A 17256-nucleotide genomic window follows, 5' to 3' on the forward strand; every position below is an offset into this window, starting at 1 on the left:
TCATGAGTAACTTCTCCCCCCGTGAAATCGTCTCGGAACTCGACCGTTTCATCATCGGCCAGAATGACGCCAAGCGCGCCGTCGCCATTGCGCTGCGCAATCGCTGGCGCCGCCAGCAGCTCGAAGGCCAGATGCGCGAAGAGGTCATGCCGAAGAACATCCTGATGATCGGACCGACCGGCGTCGGCAAGACGGAGATTTCCCGCCGTCTCGCCCGGCTCGCCGGTGCGCCTTTCGTCAAGGTGGAAGCGACCAAGTTCACCGAAGTCGGCTATGTCGGCCGTGATGTCGAGCAGATCATCCGCGATCTGGTCGAGGTTGCCATCACGCTGGTGCGCGAAAAGCGCCGCGAGGATGTGAAGGCCAAGGCGCATCTCAATGCCGAGGAACGCGTGCTGGAAGCGCTGGTCGGAAAGACCGCCAGCCCCGCGACGCGCGACAGCTTCCGCAAGAAGCTGCGCAATAACGAGCTGGACGACAAGGAAATCGAAATCGAGGTCGCCGATACCGGCTCCGGCCCAAGCTTCGAGATACCCGGCATGCCTGGCGCCAATATCGGCGTCATGAACCTCTCCGACATGCTGGGCAAGGCCATGGGCGGGCGCACCAAGACGCGCAAGACCACGGTGAAGGATTCCTATGCGATCCTGATCAACGATGAATCCGACAAGCTTCTGGATCAGGAGCAGATCGTGCAGGAAGCGCTTCGGGTCACCGAAGACGAGGGCATCGTGTTCATCGACGAGATCGACAAGATCGCCTCGCGGGAAGGCGGCATGGGGGCGGGCGTTTCACGCGAAGGCGTGCAGCGCGATCTCCTGCCGCTGGTCGAAGGCACGACGGTTGCGACCAAATACGGACCGGTGAAGACCGATCATATCTTGTTCATCGCATCCGGCGCGTTCCACGTTTCCAAGCCGTCCGACCTGCTGCCGGAATTGCAGGGCCGACTGCCCATCCGGGTGGAGTTGAACGCGCTGACCCGCGAGGACTTCCGCCGCATCCTGACGGAAACCGAAGCGAGCCTGATCAAGCAGTATATCGCCCTGATGGAGACGGAAGAGGTGAAGCTCACCTTTACCGACGACGCAATCGATGCTTTGGCCGACATCGCCGTCGACCTCAATGCAACGGTTGAAAACATCGGCGCCCGCCGGTTGCAGACGGTGATGGAACGGGTTCTGGACGAAATCTCGTTCACCGCTCCCGACAAGACCGGCGCGGTCTTCACCATCGACGCGGCCTATGTCAAAGACAAGATCGGCGGCCTTGCCAAGAATACCGATCTGTCGCGCTTCATTCTCTGACGAAGAGGCCTGTAAGTGACCGGAAAGCCACGGCTTCCGGCCACTTGTCAGGAATGCGCAAAAACCCCTCGACTTGCATCGGGGGGTTTTCTATTTTCCGGCAAATTTACCAGATCTTCACCATATCGGGGCTGTTTCCGCATAATGACCAGATCACTGAACCGCATTGCGGGCCTTTGCCTCGCCTTTATCGTAGCCAGCCAGAGCGCCCATGCGGCAACACTTGTCCCTCCCGGCAACCGCAATGCGGAACAGCCGCCGATCCCCGGAGCATCCGCCAAGCGCACGCGCGAACTGAGCACGACCTATGAGAAGAAGTATCAGAAGATCTACAGTCTGCTGAAAAAGGATGCCTCGCTGCGCTCCAAGATCCGTTCCACGGCAGCGGCCTATGGCATCGATCCGATCCATATAGTCGGCGCGATCGTCGGCGAGCATACCTATAATGTCGATGTCTATGACCGGCTGCAGACCTATTACGTCAAGGCCATGTCCTATGTGAACCAGGGCGTCAGCTTCGGCTATAATGGCGAGAGCATCGGCCAGTTCATCAAGCGCCCGGAATTTGCCGACTGCCTGAAGCACAAGGACAGCTATTCGCTGTGGTCCTGCCGTGAGAACGTCTGGAACAAGAATTTCCGCGGCAAGTCGGTCGGCGGCAACGCCTATCCCAACAACCGCTTCAGCGCGGTGTTCTTCCAGCCCTTCTATGCGGGCCAGACATTCGGCCTCGGCCAGATCAACCCGCTGACGGCCTTGCAGATGTCGGACATGGTGAACCGCGTTTCCGGCCTGCCCAAGCTCAACGCCGAGGACGGCAATGTGGTCTACAAGACGATCATGGACCCCGACCTGACGCTGCCATACATCGCGGCAACGCTGAAACAGTCGATCAACTCCTACCGGCAGATCGCCGATTTCGACATTTCGAAAAATCCGGGCCTCACCGCCACGCTCTACAATACGGGCGGCGCGGAAGCCCGGGCGCGGGCGCTGGCCAGTGAAAACGCCAGGCGCAGGGCAGACGGCCAGGAACCCGTGCTGCCGCAGGAAAACTACTATGGCTGGCTGGTCAATTCCAAGTTGGATGAGTTGCGCAGTTTATTTTAAGTGATCCTAATAATAGGACGGCGATACACTCTTTTAACAACTAGCCTTGTTTTCTGATGACCGGAAAAATGAAACCAGCTAGGTATATCCCTACAATTTATCGGGGATGGGAAGAGAGCTGCAGATGAGCCGTGTCGAACGCAATGTCAAATCAACCGCCTGGGACCGGCTCGTCCATTCTTCATCGGAGTATTTTCGCCGCAAGCGCGGCGCGCTTTTCCGCGAGGCCCTGCCGGATTTCACCTCGCTGAAGATTTGCGACGTGGGCGGCTCGCGCCATTTCTGGGAAAAGCAGGATGCCGTCAACGTGCCGAGGGACATCACGCTGGTCAACATCCGCGATGACGGCCAGGCGCGGTCCTTCAGCGGTGATTTCGGGCATATGAAGGTCGTCCTTTATGACGGCGAGCACCTGCCTTTCGAGGACAAGTCCTTCGATGTCGCCGTTTGCAATTCGGTCATCGAGCATGTGCCGCTGCATCTGCGGGCCAATCTGGTGAAGGAGGTGCAGCGCGTCTCCAACTATTTCTTCATCCAGACACCGGCCTTCGTGTTTCCCATCGAGCCGCATTTCTTCTGCCCGGCCTTGCATTGGCTTCCCCGCTCGGTGGCCAGACATGCGGTGCGCATTTCGCCCTGGCGCTTCATGTCAAAACCGACGGAAGAACATATCCGGGACTATTTCAACGAAATCCAGATCCTGACGCTCAAGGAATTCCAGGGTTACGCGCCGAACGCGAAGCTCTCGACGGAATGGTTCATGGGCATTCCCAAATCCTACACATTATACGGCCCGTCCAACCCGCAGTGACCGGGAAGGCTTTCAACCCGCCGGTCTGTTTCCCCGGCGGCGTTTGCGAGCGGCTTCAATTTCCTCGCTCAGATGTTTGATCGTCTCGCGGTCGATGATGCGGATATTGCGCGCCAGAAGATTGGCAAGCTCCGTCGCCTGCGGCGACAGGCCCGACGTGTCGATCACCACACGCGGATGCGACACGGCGGCGAGGTTCTGCAATTCTTCCGCCTCGTCCCAGATGATGTTGAAATAGGTGATGATGCGCTGAAGCAGGTCCCAGGTCGGCTGGCCGCGCCGTCCGTGTTCCAGCGCCGACAGATAGGCCGGTGAAACGCGAAGTGCCGCCGCCATTTCCTTCTGCGTCACCCCCCGCTCTTCCCGCAACTCGCGCAGGCGTATCCCAAATGGCGTCATCGCGGCCTGTTTCCTCCGGGCAATATCTGCTGTGCCGTGTTCTGGGTCTGGCGGCGAAGCCTTACATAAAGGGCGCCATGCCCGCCATGGTGACGCGCCGCATCCTCATAGGCGCTGACCAGAAGCCTGAACAGCGGCGTGGAGAACCAGTGCGGCACCGCCTGCCGCAAAATGCCTTCGCTGCCGAATGAACGGCCCTTGCCGGTGATGACCATGACGTGGCGCAGCCCGCGCGCATGGGCGCTGACCAGAAATCCGTAGAGCAGGCCGTGCGCTTCTCCCTGCGTGAGACCGTGCAGGTCGATGCGCGCTTCAATATCGACGCGACCCTTCGCAAGCTTTCGGTGCGTCGGCTTGTCGAGCGACTGAACCTGCATTTCGCTGAGCGCCGAGAGCCCCTTCTTCGGCTTGCCCGCCTCTGCCGCAGGCTGGACCTTCGCCTTTGCCGGGCGCTTTTCTTCTTCCGCCATCAATGTCTTGAAATCGGGAAGCTCGTCCGGTTCCGCCTTCGGCTTTACCAGCGGCTTTGCGGTTTTCGCGACCATTTCCCATAAGATGCGGTCTTCGGGCCGCAGATAGTCCTTTTCCGGCTTGTCGGTCGCGCGCGCCATCCCGTTCAAGCCCCCAGAAGGGTGCGCGGCACCAGCGCATAAAACTCGGCATCGTTCTTCACGCCGCCGGCGATCTCGCCCGCCGCATCGCCCGAACCGGCGAAGAGATCACCCCGGGCAGGGCCGACGATAGCCGTGCCGGTGTCCTGTGCGATCATCAGCCGCGCAAAAGGCTCTCCGTCAAAGACGGTGACAGTCGGCGCGCTGACGTGGATCGGCGTCCCGAATGTGTGCAGCAATTTGTCGACGGCAAGCGAACGCCCGGCGGTGAGCGGAACTTTTGCGGCGGCGACGGGGCCGGCATCCGGATCGTCAACCGGCGCTTCGCGGAAGAAGATATAGGACCGGTTCTGCCAGATGAGATCATCGGCCCTGTCGGGATGTTCCGCCAGCCAGCGGCGGATCGCCTGCATCGAAATTTCAGAAGCCGGGATTTCGCCATCGGCGACCAGAATGCGGCCAATCCCGGTAAACGGATGGCCAGTCTTGGCCGCATAGGTGATGCGCAGCACTTGGCCATCGCGCAGTTTCAGACGCGCTGCACCCTGCACATGCGCGAAAAACGCATCGACCCGGTCGGCGACGAAAGCGATTTCCAGCCCGCGCCCGGAAAGGCTGCCCCGTTCGATCGCCCGGCGGTCGTCATATTCCACCAGACCGTTTTCCGTCCGGCGCGCAAAGGCAAAGGACGGATCGAAACCCTGTGGGCGATTCTCGTCCGTCACCTTCACGAGGTCGTCCGGCTGGCGCAGGAACGGCACCTTGAAACGGTCGTCGGCTTGAAGCGAGGCTTCGATCTCTGGCTCATAGAATGCGGTTACAAAGCCCTTTTCCGTATCGGGCACGATGCGGCAGGGGAGAAAATTCCGTTCGAAGAAAGCACGCGCTTCTTCCATGCCCGGATTATCGAGGCTGCGCGCAGCGGCAAAGACCGGCTGCAGCGCTTCGAAACCAATGCCGAGACTGCCGCTTTTGTAGGTCTGGCGGGCAGCATGGTCGGCTGAACGGCGAAATGCAGCAAATGCGGCGGACTGATCGTCCCGGTTCCAGCCCGGACAATCGGAAAAAGCCACCGGGCGCAAAATCCTCGCCAAGCCGTTCATCGCCGTATCCGTCTATCATGCATAAACAAAAAGGCCGCTGCGTTGGGTCAGCGGCCCGATTCACAAGCTTTTTCTTAATCTTCCGCTTCGGTCGCGACAAGCTTCCAGTTCGGATCGCGCGACCGCGTATCGCGGGCAAAGGTCCAGAGGTCCTTGATTTCGAGGACGTTTTCCGGATCGCCGTCGATCAGCTTGCCGTCCTTGTCATAAGTAGAGGAAATCATCTGGCTGACGATGTTGACCGTCACATGCGCTTCCGATCCCTTCATCTCGGCGCCGGTGATTTCCGCCTTGTCGATGCCGACGAAGGATGAACGCACGCTCTCGCCGCGGGCCTCGCGTTCATCGATGGCCGAAACGAACCCTTCATAGACATCCTTGGAAAGCAGATTCTTCAGAACCTTGCGATCGCCATCGGCAAACGACATCACGATCATTTCATAGGCGATCTTCACGCCATCCACGAAGCTGGCCGGATCGAACGAGGGATCGGCGGCATAAATCGCGCGCAGGCCGTCATTGACGGGCGTGCCGGCCGGAGCGGCCTTGTCGATGGCGGTGAAATCCTTTTCGCCCGTCCTACGCGGGAGGGAGACGACATTGTCGGTCTCGCTGCCTGCCGGTGCAGCATCGGCACTGCGCGCGGACGTATACGGATCGAAGGGCGGTTTTTCGTTTCCGGTACGACGGCCAAGAACATTCCTCAGCTGGAGAAAGATGATCACCGCTGCGATGAAGAAGAATATCGTGCCAAAATCAAAAAATTCCATGCCGCCTGCCGCTGATTGAAGGAACCGGCGTTGCGCCTTTCCTATCCCTGTCTGTATTCCATACATATAGATCGGCTTACGTCATCATTCAAATCCCGATCACGCGTACCTATTTGATATTGCATGACAGACAGTTTCAATTTCGTTCCGAACCTCAAAAAGTTACAATTCAGGCTAGACTGAAACCCGGAACCAAACAACAAAGGTCGTACCTCCGTGTCCCCCTCTTTCGCCCCTTTCATCCTGCTGGCGATGCCTTTCATCGAAATTGCCGGTTTCGTCATCGTCGGCAGCAAGATCGGCGTTTTCGCGACTCTGGGCCTTGTCATTCTGAGCGCAATGCTGGGTTTCTTTCTGCTGCGCGTGCAGGGCATCGGGCTTTTGCAGCGCATTCGCACCGAAACGGCAGCCGGGCGCGTCCCGGACCGTGAAGTGGTGCATGGCGCCATGCTGGTTCTGGCGGCGATCCTGCTGATCGTGCCGGGCTTTGTCAGCAGCGCCGTCGGCATCCTGCTGTTCGTTCCCTTCATTCGGGATTTCATGTGGGAAAAATTCATGCGCGGCCGCATGGTCGTCGCCACGTCCACGCATTATTCGACCGGTTACGGGCAGCAGCGCCCCGGCCAGAATCCGCGCCAGGACCATATCATCGATCTCGATCCCGAGGATTACACCACCAGGCCGAACGAAAACTTGCCCGGGAAAGACGACCGCAAGGATCATTGAATACGCAAATACTAACCTAAAAAGCCTTTCTTGCCTCATGCCCGCGCACATGCTAGCCAAACATTCCGACCTTTCGGGGCAGCGCAAGCGCAGCTTGTGCCCGAGGGGCCCAAATTTTAATCACCGATAGAAGGCATACCGATAATGAGCGATAAGGCCGCGGGCGAAGTAAAGAACGGCAATGGCGCGACGGCCGAGCCGTCCCTCAACATTCTGGCGCAATATGTGAAGGACCTGTCCTTTGAAAGCCCGGGCGCGCCGCTGTCGCTGCGCCCGCGCGAAAAGGCGCCGTCCATCAACATCAACGTGAACGTCAACGCCAATCCGCTTTCCGAAACGGATTTCGACGTCGTGCTGACGCTGGAAGCCAAGGCCGTCGACGGCAAGGACGTCCTCTTCAACACCGAACTCGTCTATGGCGGCGTGTTCCGCATTCAGGGCATCCCGCAGGAGCACATGCTGCCGCTTCTGTTCATCGAATGCCCGCGCCTCCTGTTCCCGTTCGCGCGCCAGATCATCGCCGACGCAACGCGCAATGGCGGCTACCCGCCACTGATGATCGACCCGATCGATTTCGCGCAGATGTTCCAGAGCCGTATGGCCGAAGAACAGGCCAAGTCCGCCGTGAAGAGCTGATCGCAGGCTTCATCAAGCAAAAAGCCCGGTTTCGACCGGGCTTTTTCGTTTGGGGGATGAGTGGTTCCAGTGAAAAAGGAATCGTGGAACCGCTCTGAATATTTGTTTTGTCGCGTTATCCAACGCAAAACCGTTTCACACTTTTGCTGGAAATGCTCTAACTATTTGTTTTATCGCATTATCCAACGCATCGAAGCGGGATAAGAAATCAGTCCAGTGAACTGATTTCCCCCCGTAGACGTTTCACACTTTTGCGGGAAATGCTCTAGGACAGATATTTCTTCCAGATGGCCTTGTCGCCGAGCCTGGCCACAAGTGCTGCGTGGGCCGCGCGTTCCTCATCGGAAATGCGCGGGGCAAGCGGCCTTGGGCGCGCCGCAAGGATGATGGCCGCGCCGCTGTCGCCTGCATTGCTGCCGCTTGCGGTCCCCCCGATGCTGAGGCCAAGCGCCGTCTGCTTGCCGCCGATCAGCTCGATATAGACTTCCGCCAATATCTCGGAATCGAGCAAGGCACCGTGCAGGGTGCGGTGGCCGTTCTCGATGCCGTAGCGTTTGCACAAAGCGTCGAGCGAGTTCGGCCCCATCGGGTGCTTGCGGCGGGCTAGCGCCAGAGTGTCGACAACGCGTTCCACCTGGATTTCCGCCTGTCCGAGCCGCGCCAGTTCGGCATTGATGAAGCCAAGGTCGAACATGGCATTATGCGCGACGAGCTTCGCACCGTCGAAAAATTCGAGAAACTCGTCCAGAATTTCCGCGAATGTCGGCTTGTCCAGCAATTGTTCGTTGCTGATGCCGTGCACCGCAAGCGCCTCGGCATGAACCTGACGCCCCTGCGGGTTGATGTATTTATGGAAAGTGCGGCCTGTGGGAAACTTGTTGATCAGTTCCACGCCGCCGATTTCGATCACGCGGTCCTCCAGTCTTTCCAGACCGGTGGTTTCCGTATCGAAAACGATTTCACGCATTGAAGAACCTCTCGGGAAGAATCTCGTATAGCTATAGCATGGCGCTGCCGGTCATTGCGCAGTGACTGCCGGCTTTCCACTCAATTCGGCAATGATCTCGTTAATCTGGCGGCGCAGATTGTCGAAACTGCCGCTCGTATCGATGATGAAATCTGCCCTTGCGCGCTTTTCGGCATCCGGCGTCTGGCGGGCGAGAATGGCATCGAGCTTTTCCTCGCTCATGCCCGGTCGTGCCAGCACGCGCGTGCGCTGCACCTCGGCGGGGGCGGAGACGACCACGATCTTGTCCACACGCTTGTCGCCGCCGGTTTCGAAAAGCAGCGGAATGTCGATCAGCGCCAATGGCGCGCCCGTTTCCTGCGCATTGCGGCGAAAGGCTTCCTCTTCCTCCCGCACCAGCGGATGAACAATAGCTTCCAGTCTTTTAAGGGCCTCCGGTTTTCCGATGACGGCAGCGGAAAGCTTTTCCCGATTGACCGAACCGTTTTCGACACTGCCCGGAAACGCAGCCTCGATCAGCGGCGCGGCGCGGCCGGAATAAAGGCGATGCACCGCGTCGTCGGCGCTATAGATCGGCACACCGGCTTCGGCGAACATGTTCGCCGCCGTTGTTTTACCCATCCCTATGGAGCCAGTTAGTCCGAGGATGATCATGCTGTCTGTTCCAAGATCGCCATTTCACGACGGCCTGACGCTTTTTGATTCAGATACCAGAGCGCCAGCCTTTTCCATATCCGCCAGAATATGCTCACGCAGGGCTTTCGTCACTTGCGGCCTTTTGCCGAACCAGCGCTCGAAGCCCGGAACGGCCTGATGCAGCAGCATGCCAAGCCCGTCCACGGTGGTCAGTCCGGCCTCTTCGGCTTTCTTCAGGAAGGGGGTCTGGAGCGGCACATAAACAATATCGGTGGCGACCGCCTTTGGTGACGCCTTGCCGAGATCGAGCGGAAAGGTCTCGCCCTCGTCATGGCCGCTCATGCCAAGCGATGTCGTGTTGACGATCAGCCCCGCGTCCGAAACCAGATTCTGCGCCGCGTCCCAGCCATGCGCCGAGACGCGCGGTCCAAAATGGGCAGCGAGATCCTGCGCCCGGCTCACCGTGCGATTGATGATGGCGACTTTCGTGAAGCCGCGCGTCAAAAGCGCATGGACGATTGCCCGGCTTGCGCCGCCCGCACCCAGAACAAGGGCGCTGTCGGCCTTGTTCCAGCCGGGAGCCGATGCATCGAGATTGGCGGCAAATCCGTAAGCATCCGTATTGCCGCCATGAAGCCTGCCGTTTTCGAGCCAGAGCGTGTTGACCGCGCCGATGGCCCTGGCGGCATCATCCAGACTTTCCACGGCGGCAAAGGCTGCTTCCTTGTGCGGAATGGTGACATTGCCACCGGCAAAACCGTTTGCGGCAAGCGAGGAAGCGAAGGCGGCAAAGTCCTCTGGCTTCACCTCTACCGCCTCATAAGAACCGTCGATCCCCAGTTCGGCGAGCCAGAAACCGTGGATCAGCGGCGAGCGCGAATGTTTTATGGGAAAGCCTGTGACAAAAGCCTTCTTCGTGACTTGATCAGCCATCGATCAGTTTTTCCTTCCGCAGTTCAGCCAGCAGCGGCAGGAGCGGCAGACCGACGATCGTGAAATAATCGCCATCGATCCTGTCGAAAAGCTGGATGCCGGGTCCTTCGACCTGATAGGCGCCGACGCTGGAAAGCGCGGCGTCGCCGACGCGACCGAGATAGCGCCCGACAAAGCCCGGATCGAGGTCGCGCATCGTCATGCGGGCAATCGAAACGTGACGCCACAGGGTCTCGCCATCCTTCACCAGCACGACGGCGCTGTTCAGCTGATGGGTCATGCCGGAGAATTTCAGGAGCTGGCGGCGGGCTGCTTCCATGTCGGCGGGCTTGTGGAAAATCTCGTCGCCCAGCGACAATGTCTGGTCGCAGCCGATCACCACCGCGCCGGGGTTCTTCTCGCTCACATCGAGCGCCTTCGCCTCGGCCAGAACCTGCGCGACTTCCTCCGGCGTGGCGCCCGTTTCGTAAAGCGGGGCTTCCACCGCGCGCTCGTCGATCTCCGCGCTTGCCGTCGAAAACTCTATGCCGGCATTTTTCAGCAAGGCCGAACGGAAAGGGCTTTTGGAGGCGAGGATGAGGTCAGACATGATCGAGATCCCTTCTGTTCGTCTTTTCGCGCAGCAAAGCGAGGATAGCCGCCGCGGTTTCCTCTATCGACCGGCGCGACACATCGATGATCGGCCAGCCGTGCCGATTGCATATATTACGCGCATAGGCCAGTTCTTCCGAGATGGAAACGCGGTCCGTATAAAGTCCGGTATCCAGCGACGGCACATTGCCGAGCGGCCGGTTCTGGCGGATTTGCGAAATCCGTTCGGCCGTCGCAACCAGCCCGACGATCAATGGTCGTTTCGTCGTGAAAAGCACCTCGGGCAGGGGAATGCCTAGCACGATCGGAACATTGGTGGCCTTGATGCCGCGATTGGCCAGATAGATGCTCGTCGGCGTCTTGGACGTGCGCGAAATGCCGACCAGAATGACGTCGGCTTCCTCTATATCGAAGGGCAATTGCCCGTCATCATGTTCCATCGTGAAGTTGAGCGCGTCGATCCGCCGGAAATAATCGGCATTGAGGACATGCTGCGCGCTCGCACGGCGATGCGCCGGCGCGCCGAGATAGGATTGGAACGTATTGAGCACCGGCTCCAGCACGGAAACGCTCGGCACGCCCATTTCGGCGCAGGATTCGTCGATGATCGCCGCCAGTTTCTGGTCCACGATCGTGTAGAGAACGATGCCCGGCTCCGCATCGATGCCTTCGAGAACCTTGCGCAGCTGCTTTTCGGTGCGGATCAGCGGGTAGATGTGCTCGATGGCGCGCGCATTGGCATATTGCGCCGCTGCCGCACGGCCCGCCGCCAGGAGAGTCTCTCCGGTCGCATCAGAAATCAGATGAAGATGAAAGTAGGAAAGCGGTCTGGTCACAGTTTTGTTGCCCTCCTGTTGACGGCTGTGCGTAAAGGCCGAACGTCTTCCACAAGCCATGGCAGGCCGTGGGAAACTTGGCAAGTCATCCACAGCGGGCGAACATGTGGCGAGCGGTCATCAACAAATGTGGACAAGACTCACGAATCCGCGAAAGCCCGCCTTTATTCCCAGCTTTTCCACAAATGCGCATGAACTGCGTCAATTGGTAACCTCTTATATTAAAAGAGGGAATTGAGTTTTCATTGTTTTTGGTCAGACTATCGGTGAATGATTGCACAGGATGACATGACCGCATGGAAACTGTGGGGAAAAACAGGACAGACCTTAATCCCCGATTCCAACAGACTCTAAGAATCAAAAGATTCCTGAATCATCCTTTCTTTATGAGAACCGCATTGGATAAGTTTCAGACCAAGGACGGTTGAGGCAACACACAGGGTGGAATGGAAAAGACATGAAGCGCAAAGTCTTGAGAGTGATCGACGGTGAAGCGATCTTCCCACCGCCCATCTGGATGATGCGCCAGGCTGGACGCTATCTTCCCGAATATCGCGAGACGCGGAAAAAGGCCGGGAGCTTTCTCGACCTCTGCTATTCGCCCGATCTGGCTGTCGAAGTGACGCTTCAGCCGATCCGCCGGTTTGGCTTTGATGCAGCCATCCTGTTTTCCGACATTCTCGTCATCCCCCATGCCCTTGGACGCGACCTTCGCTTTGAAGAAGGCAGGGGACCCTTGATGACACCGATCGATGCCGACGAGATTTTCTGGCTTGAGACCGAAGGCGTCGCCAAACGGCTGGAGCCGGTCTATGAGACGGTTCGGCTGCTGCGCGAGCAGTTGCCCGACGAAACCACGCTGCTCGGCTTCTGTGGCGCTCCCTGGACCGTTGCGACCTATATGATCGCCGGTCATGGAACCCCGGACCAGGCGCCCGCCCGTCTTTTCGCCTATCGCTTCCCGGAAGCCTTTGAAAAGCTTCTGAACGATCTTGCCGATGTTTCCGCCGAATATCTCATCGAACAGCTCGAAGCCGGTGCCGATGCGGTGCAGATTTTCGATTCCTGGTCTGGTGTTCTGGACGAGGACTGTTTTGAACGTTTCTGCATCCAGCCCGTTGCCCGGATCGTCCAGAAGGTGAGGGCAGTCTATCCCGAAGCCCGCATCATCGGCTTCCCGAAAGGGGCAGGGATGCTTTATGCAGGCTATCGCGAGAAGACCGGCGTGGACGCCCTCGGTCTCGACTGGTCCGTTCCCCTGTCCTTTGCCGCTTCCCTACAGAACGAGGGCGCGATACAGGGCAATCTCGATCCGTTGCGCGTGGTGGCCGGCGGCAATGCTCTCGATGAGGGCGTGGACGCCATTCTGGAGCGTCTCGGCCAGGGACCGCTGATCTTCAATCTCGGGCACGGGATCACGCCGCAGGCGCCTGTTGAAAACGTGCAACGCATGATCGACCGTATTCGCGGAGGAAAATCATGAGCCAGACAGCTCCGGAAAATCGCGGTTCTGCGGTAGCCATTCGCACCGTCGTCGCGCTCGTCGTGGTGGCGCTGGGCGTCTGGGCATTGTTTCACGTGAATCCAGCCGACGCCTATCTCTGGGTCAAATCGCTGCACGTGATCGCGGTCATCGCATGGATGGCGGGCATGCTCTATCTGCCGCGCCTTTTTGTCTATCACACCGCCGCGAAACCCGGTTCCGAAACATCGGAAACCTTCAAGGTGATGGAAAAGCGGCTTTTGCGCTTCATCATCAACCCGGCCATGATCGTCACCTGGATCGCCGGCCTGTGGATGGCGTGGGAAATCTATGGTTTTCAGGGCGGCTGGCTGCATGCGAAGTTGCTGCTCGTCGTGCTGATGTCCGGCCTGCATGGCTATCTGTCGAAATCCACGCGGCTTTTTGCGGAAGACCGCAACACGCGCTCGGCAAAGCACTGGCGAATCATCAATGAAGTGCCGACAGTTTTGATGATCCTGATCGTCATACTGGTGATCGTGAAGCCGTTCTGATCTGGAAACGACTTCAAAAAGAGACCCAGTGTGTGGCGAAACCGGAATTTTCTCGAAGATGCCCGTGAAAATGGAAATTCCGGTTTCAAAAACCGCACCGGCAACACCCTGAATTCGTGTGGTTTGCGGATTTGAAGTGATTGATGACCTGTCCATTTGTGGGCAAGATGACTTCAAATGCACCACACGACCCGGTTTCTGCCATTTTTCTGTTGCAGAAATTTCGCGCTATCCCTACATGAGACTTGCTCTCCATGCTGCAAATCAGTATGTAGTAAGCCTCTTCCCTTCAAGACAGCAGGCCTTCGATGCCGGTCACAACTTCATGTGGCCACCTTTCCGAACAACTGCATTTTCTCCCTACATTTTAAAAGAGTTCCTCATCCATGCAGGAAATGAAACTACAAGAACTGAAGAACAAGACACCGGTGGAGCTGCTGGCTTTTGCCGAAACGCTTGAGGTCGAAAACGCGAGCGCCATGCGCAAGCAGGAACTGATGTTCGCGATCCTCAAGAAGCTGGCGGCCCAGGACGTCGAAATCATCGGCGAGGGTGTCGTCGAGGTGCTGCAGGATGGATTTGGCTTTCTGCGCTCTGCCGACGCCAACTACCTGCCGGGTCCTGACGATATCTATATTTCTCCCTCGCAGCTGCGTCGTTTTTCCCTCAAGACCGGCGACACGGTCGAAGGGCCGATCCGCGGTCCCAAGGAAGGCGAACGTTATTTCGCGCTGCTCAAGGTCAACTCGATCAATTTCGAAGATCCGGAAAAAATCCGGCACAAGGTTCACTTCGACAATCTGACGCCGCTCTATCCCAATGAGCGCTTCAAGATGGAGCTGGAAGTTCCAACCTCCAAGGACCTGTCACCCCGCGTCATCGATCTGGTGGCGCCGCTCGGCAAGGGCCAGCGCGGTCTCATCGTCGCTCCGCCCCGCACCGGTAAGACCGTCCTTCTCCAGAACATCGCCCATTCGATCACCGCCAATCATCCGGAATGCTATCTGATCGTTCTCCTGATCGACGAACGTCCGGAAGAAGTGACCGACATGCAGCGCTCGGTGAAGGGCGAAGTGATTTCCTCGACCTTCGATGAACCGGCAGCGCGTCACGTTCAAGTGGCTGAAATGGTCATCGAAAAGGCCAAGCGCCTTGTCGAGCACGGCCGCGACGTCGTGATCCTGCTCGATTCGATTACTCGCCTTGGCCGCGCCTACAACACCGTTGTGCCGTCTTCCGGCAAGGTTCTCACCGGCGGTGTGGATGCCAACGCATTGCAGCGCCCGAAGCGTTTCTTCGGTGCCGCGCGTAATATCGAAGAAGGCGGTTCGCTGACCATCATCGCAACCGCGCTGATCGATACGGGCAGCCGTATGGACGAAGTGATCTTTGAAGAATTCAAGGGCACCGGCAACTCGGAAATCGTGCTCGACCGCAAGGTGGCCGACAAGCGTATCTTCCCGGCCATGGACATTCTCAAGTCCGGCACCCGCAAGGAAGACCTGCTCGTACCGCGCGCCGATCTGCAGAAGATTTTCGTTCTGCGCCGTATCCTCGCGCCGATGGGCACGACCGACGCAATCGAATTCCTTATCGACAAGCTGAAGCAGACCAAGAGCAATGGTGAATTCTTCGATTCGATGAATACCTAAACCTTGCTCGATTGTAGCGTTTCAGAAACGCCGCGCGGGAAACCGTCGCGGCGTTTTTGTTTCACGATGTTTTGCCGAGCAATAGCCGCAACGCGTCGGCGTTTTCAACGGGCGGCAGGCACACATGCCCCTTGCAGAACCAGGCTGACGGACGTTCCGTCTCAGCCGTTCCGCCGGTGGGCAATTCTATAGGCTTGCCGGGCTCGAAACGCACGAACTTGTCGACACGGCGGGGATCGGGATTTCGATTCGCCATCGAAACAAGTTCTCCGGCATCGTCTTCACTCGCTACGACCAGGGAGAGCGGTTCGGCAGCAAAACGCGCGGCATTCAATATGCCGATCTGCCCATATTGCTGGGCGAAGGCTCGCCCGAGCGCCTGTTCGATCAGCGCCTCATTGCTTTGATAAAGCTCGATATTGCCCGTCGCCAGAAACAGTCGGGTCAGCGCTTCGATGATCTGGCTCGTGGCACTGGGTATCGCTTCATCATAGTCGCCATAGGCGTGCAGGATGACGTCATCAGCGTCCAGCGCCGAGAGGCGATAATTCCCGGTGCCATCCTTGTGAGCCTCATCGAGCGCCTGCTTGAACTTCAACGCGTCATCAATATAGGACCGCTCGCTCGTTGCTTCATGAAGGGCGATGGCCGCGTTGATCATCGCCGCATAATCGGTTGAAAGGGCAGGGTAGAGAAGCGAATTTTCCATGCGGCAATGGGCGATGCGGCCATCGCGGAAACTGCTCATTGTGGCGCGATAGGCATCGACCGCCAGATTGATCCAGTCCTGCCTGCCGAAGCTGCGGCCTGCTTCGGCCAGCGCACGGATGGCAAGCCCGTTCCAGTCGGTCAGCGCTTTCTCGTCCCGTCCGGGGCGTGTCCGCAATTCGCGACGCGCAAGCAGTTTCTGGCGCGACGCTTCTATCATCGGGGGCAGGATAGCGCCGTCATCGACCGCATGAAGGCGGTTCAGGAGGTTGTGGCCTTCCCAGTTTCCGCCCTGCGTGACACCGTAATAGTCCTTGAAGGCTTTGCTGTCCTCGCGGAGCGCCTCATCGATTTCCTGTTCGCTCCAGACGTAAAACCGTCCTTCTTCGCCCTCGCTATCGGCATCGAGACTGGAGGCAAAACTTCCATCGGACAGGCGCATTTCCCGGACCAGCCAGTCAACCGTCTCTTCGATTCGCAAACGAAACAAATCATTTCCGGTCTCGGCAAAAGCGTAAGTCGCATGGCGAATGAATTGCGCATTGTCGTAGAGCATTTTTTCAAAATGCGGCACCAGCCATTCGGCGTCCGTGGAATAGCGGCAGAGCCCGCCACCCAGATGATCATATATCCCGCCCTGCAGCATCACTTTCAGCGAAAGAAGAAAATTGTCGCGATGCGTTTCATTGCGGCCATAGAGCCAGGACAGCCACAAATTGTCCATGAAAGGCGCATTCGGGAACTTTGGCGCTCCCTCAATCCCGCCGCGCACCGGATCGATCAGGCTGCCTATGCGTGTAGCGATCTCGTCAAACCGCTCCACCTCGTTGGTAACCGGGGCGATCTGGGCCGCAAGCCTGCCTTCCAGATGGTCGAACACTGCTTGCGCATTATGGTTAATTTTCTCTTTATCCTTGTTCCAGAGATTATTGACCGCGTGCAGAACATCGACAAAACCCGGCATGTTGTAGCGCTTGTGCCGGGGGAAGTAAGTACCGCCCCAGAAGGGTTTGCCATCGGGGCGCAGAAACATGGTGAGCGGCCATCCGCCCTGCTGCCCCATTGCTCCCAGTGCCGCCATATAGATCTGGTCGATGTCGGGCCGTTCCTCGCGGTCCACCTTCACATTGACGAAGAGGGCGTTCATCACCGCGGCTACATCCGGGTCTTCAAAAGACTCATGCGCCATGACATGGCACCAGTGGCAGGCGGCATAGCCGACCGAAAGCAGAATGGGCCGGTCCAGCTCCTTCGCAGCATCCAACGCTTGCCTGCCCCAGGGCTGCCAGTGAACGGGATTATCGGCATGCTGGCGCAGATAGGCGCTCGGTTCATCGGCAAGGCGGTTGCTGCCAGCGAGGGCGTTGCGGTCGAACTCTGTCATAAGGCTTTTCTTTCACTGTGCGAATGAATATGCCATTCCTTCAGCACGCGTTGGCTGCAT

The 17256-nt window shown here is 58.3% G+C and carries 19 protein-coding genes; 9 read left to right on the top strand and 10 right to left on the bottom strand.

What is annotated here, in order from left to right; genetic code table 11:
- Positions 1-2: 2 nt before the first annotated feature.
- The 3 genes from hslU to JNC63_RS14115 all read left to right on the top strand — a co-directional run bounded on the left by hslU (position 3) and on the right by JNC63_RS14115 (position 3228).
- On the top strand, positions 3-1307 hold the full coding sequence (hslU, locus tag JNC63_RS14105; protein ID WP_021587552.1) for an ATP-dependent protease ATPase subunit HslU: 1305 nt from the start codon (positions 3-5) through the stop codon (positions 1305-1307).
- Positions 1308-1451: 144 nt separating this feature from the next.
- On the top strand, positions 1452-2417 hold the full coding sequence (locus JNC63_RS14110) for a DUF1402 family protein (protein WP_006468058.1): 966 nt from the start codon (positions 1452-1454) through the stop codon (positions 2415-2417).
- A gap of 124 nt (positions 2418-2541) precedes the next feature.
- Positions 2542-3228, top strand: a complete 687-nt coding sequence (locus JNC63_RS14115; protein WP_063619807.1) for a class I SAM-dependent methyltransferase — start codon at positions 2542-2544, stop codon at positions 3226-3228.
- Between the two features lie 12 nt (positions 3229-3240).
- Here JNC63_RS14115 and JNC63_RS14120 read toward each other — a convergent pair whose 3' ends face one another.
- The 4 genes from JNC63_RS14120 to JNC63_RS14135 form a co-directional block, all read right to left on the bottom strand.
- The gene (locus JNC63_RS14120) at positions 3241-3627 is read right to left on the bottom strand and encodes a helix-turn-helix domain-containing protein (RefSeq protein WP_006468057.1); all 387 of its coding nucleotides are present in this window, start codon (positions 3625-3627) and stop codon (positions 3241-3243) included.
- Entirely contained in the window at positions 3624-4238 is a 615-nt protein-coding gene (locus JNC63_RS14125) for a Smr/MutS family protein (RefSeq protein WP_006472845.1), read from the bottom strand. Before JNC63_RS14125 ends, JNC63_RS14120 begins: the two co-directional genes overlap by 4 nt.
- A 5-nt stretch (positions 4239-4243) precedes the next feature.
- Positions 4244-5341 carry a murein transglycosylase A gene (gene mltA, locus JNC63_RS14130; RefSeq protein ID WP_063619806.1) on the bottom strand — a complete coding sequence of 366 codons (1098 nt, stop codon included), beginning with the start codon at positions 5339-5341 and terminating at the stop codon, positions 4244-4246.
- Between the two features lie 74 nt (positions 5342-5415).
- On the bottom strand, positions 5416-6111 hold the full coding sequence (locus tag JNC63_RS14135; protein WP_006472846.1) for a Tim44/TimA family putative adaptor protein: 696 nt from the start codon (positions 6109-6111) through the stop codon (positions 5416-5418).
- Positions 6112-6327: 216 nt separating this feature from the next.
- On the opposite strand from JNC63_RS14135, the gene JNC63_RS14140 reads away from it, so the two are divergent.
- Positions 6328-6837, top strand: a complete 510-nt coding sequence (locus JNC63_RS14140; protein WP_063619805.1) for an FxsA family protein — start codon at positions 6328-6330, stop codon at positions 6835-6837.
- Positions 6838-6981: 144 nt separating this feature from the next.
- A complete protein-coding gene (secB, locus tag JNC63_RS14145) occupies positions 6982-7473 on the top strand; it encodes a protein-export chaperone SecB (protein WP_006468052.1) in 492 nt (163 codons plus the stop codon).
- Positions 7474-7738: 265 nt separating this feature from the next.
- On the opposite strand, the gene dnaQ is transcribed toward secB, so the two are convergent.
- The 5 genes from dnaQ to JNC63_RS14170 are packed head-to-tail and all read right to left on the bottom strand — an operon-like array spanning position 7739 to position 11436.
- Complete coding sequence (gene dnaQ, locus JNC63_RS14150) at positions 7739-8440, bottom strand: DNA polymerase III subunit epsilon (protein WP_021587547.1); 702 nt, start codon at positions 8438-8440, stop codon at positions 7739-7741.
- A gap of 51 nt (positions 8441-8491) precedes the next feature.
- The gene (coaE, locus tag JNC63_RS14155; protein WP_063619804.1) at positions 8492-9094 is read right to left on the bottom strand and encodes a dephospho-CoA kinase; all 603 of its coding nucleotides are present in this window, start codon (positions 9092-9094) and stop codon (positions 8492-8494) included.
- A gap of 24 nt (positions 9095-9118) precedes the next feature.
- Positions 9119-10009: a shikimate dehydrogenase gene (locus JNC63_RS14160; protein WP_063619803.1), complete on the bottom strand. Its 891-nt coding sequence runs from the start codon at positions 10007-10009 to the stop codon at positions 9119-9121.
- On the bottom strand, positions 10002-10598 hold the full coding sequence (locus JNC63_RS14165) for a Maf-like protein (RefSeq protein ID WP_006468048.1): 597 nt from the start codon (positions 10596-10598) through the stop codon (positions 10002-10004). Before JNC63_RS14165 ends, JNC63_RS14160 begins: the two co-directional genes overlap by 8 nt.
- Positions 10591-11436 carry a pyruvate, water dikinase regulatory protein gene (locus tag JNC63_RS14170; RefSeq protein WP_006471003.1) on the bottom strand — a complete coding sequence of 282 codons (846 nt, stop codon included), beginning with the start codon at positions 11434-11436 and terminating at the stop codon, positions 10591-10593. The genes JNC63_RS14165 and JNC63_RS14170 overlap by 8 nt, the downstream gene beginning before the upstream one ends.
- 457 nt (positions 11437-11893) lie before the next feature.
- Between JNC63_RS14170 and hemE the strand changes: the two genes are divergently transcribed.
- From hemE to rho, 4 genes are all read left to right on the top strand, one after another.
- A complete protein-coding gene (gene hemE, locus JNC63_RS14175; protein WP_063619802.1) occupies positions 11894-12919 on the top strand; it encodes a uroporphyrinogen decarboxylase in 1026 nt (341 codons plus the stop codon).
- Positions 12916-13452 carry a protoporphyrinogen oxidase HemJ gene (gene hemJ / locus JNC63_RS14180; RefSeq protein ID WP_021587542.1) on the top strand — a complete coding sequence of 179 codons (537 nt, stop codon included), beginning with the start codon at positions 12916-12918 and terminating at the stop codon, positions 13450-13452. Before hemE ends, hemJ begins: the two co-directional genes overlap by 4 nt.
- A 136-nt stretch (positions 13453-13588) precedes the next feature.
- Positions 13589-13912 (top strand): hypothetical protein, encoded by a 324-nt coding sequence (locus JNC63_RS14185; RefSeq protein ID WP_162750347.1) that lies wholly within the window; start codon positions 13589-13591, stop codon positions 13910-13912.
- Positions 13839-15104, top strand: a complete 1266-nt coding sequence (gene rho, locus JNC63_RS14190) for a transcription termination factor Rho (protein ID WP_006468044.1) — start codon at positions 13839-13841, stop codon at positions 15102-15104. Before JNC63_RS14185 ends, rho begins: the two co-directional genes overlap by 74 nt.
- A 61-nt stretch (positions 15105-15165) precedes the next feature.
- On the opposite strand, the gene JNC63_RS14195 is transcribed toward rho, so the two are convergent.
- Entirely contained in the window at positions 15166-17196 is a 2031-nt protein-coding gene (locus JNC63_RS14195) for a thioredoxin domain-containing protein (protein ID WP_063619801.1), read from the bottom strand.
- Positions 17197-17256: the final 60 nt, after the last annotated feature.

It is taken from the genome of Brucella ciceri, from assembly GCF_041930145.1.
In the GTDB taxonomy this organism is placed as follows: domain Bacteria; phylum Pseudomonadota; class Alphaproteobacteria; order Rhizobiales; family Rhizobiaceae; genus Brucella; species Brucella intermedia.

What these genes read in the sequence shown, in the direction of transcription:
- hslU (WP_021587552.1), top strand. Translation starts at nt 3, where the DNA reads ATGAGTAACTTCTCCCCCCGTGAAATCGTCTCGGAACTCGACCGTTTC.
- JNC63_RS14110 (WP_006468058.1), top strand. Translation starts at nt 1,452, where the DNA reads ATGACCAGATCACTGAACCGCATTGCGGGCCTTTGCCTCGCCTTTATC.
- JNC63_RS14115 (WP_063619807.1), top strand. Translation starts at nt 2,542, where the DNA reads ATGAGCCGTGTCGAACGCAATGTCAAATCAACCGCCTGGGACCGGCTC.
- JNC63_RS14120 (WP_006468057.1), bottom strand. Translation starts at nt 3,627, where the DNA reads ATGACGCCATTTGGGATACGCCTGCGCGAGTTGCGGGAAGAGCGGGGG.
- JNC63_RS14125 (WP_006472845.1), bottom strand. Translation starts at nt 4,238, where the DNA reads ATGGCGCGCGCGACCGACAAGCCGGAAAAGGACTATCTGCGGCCCGAA.
- mltA (WP_063619806.1), bottom strand. Translation starts at nt 5,341, where the DNA reads ATGAACGGCTTGGCGAGGATTTTGCGCCCGGTGGCTTTTTCCGATTGT.
- JNC63_RS14135 (WP_006472846.1), bottom strand. Translation starts at nt 6,111, where the DNA reads ATGGAATTTTTTGATTTTGGCACGATATTCTTCTTCATCGCAGCGGTG.
- secB (WP_006468052.1), top strand. Translation starts at nt 6,982, where the DNA reads ATGAGCGATAAGGCCGCGGGCGAAGTAAAGAACGGCAATGGCGCGACG.
- dnaQ (WP_021587547.1), bottom strand. Translation starts at nt 8,440, where the DNA reads ATGCGTGAAATCGTTTTCGATACGGAAACCACCGGTCTGGAAAGACTG.
- coaE (WP_063619804.1), bottom strand. Translation starts at nt 9,094, where the DNA reads ATGATCATCCTCGGACTAACTGGCTCCATAGGGATGGGTAAAACAACG.
- JNC63_RS14160 (WP_063619803.1), bottom strand. Translation starts at nt 10,009, where the DNA reads ATGGCTGATCAAGTCACGAAGAAGGCTTTTGTCACAGGCTTTCCCATA.
- JNC63_RS14165 (WP_006468048.1), bottom strand. Translation starts at nt 10,598, where the DNA reads ATGTCTGACCTCATCCTCGCCTCCAAAAGCCCTTTCCGTTCGGCCTTG.
- hemE (WP_063619802.1), top strand. Translation starts at nt 11,894, where the DNA reads ATGAAGCGCAAAGTCTTGAGAGTGATCGACGGTGAAGCGATCTTCCCA.
- hemJ (WP_021587542.1), top strand. Translation starts at nt 12,916, where the DNA reads ATGAGCCAGACAGCTCCGGAAAATCGCGGTTCTGCGGTAGCCATTCGC.
- rho (WP_006468044.1), top strand. Translation starts at nt 13,839, where the DNA reads ATGCAGGAAATGAAACTACAAGAACTGAAGAACAAGACACCGGTGGAG.
- JNC63_RS14195 (WP_063619801.1), bottom strand. Translation starts at nt 17,196, where the DNA reads ATGACAGAGTTCGACCGCAACGCCCTCGCTGGCAGCAACCGCCTTGCC.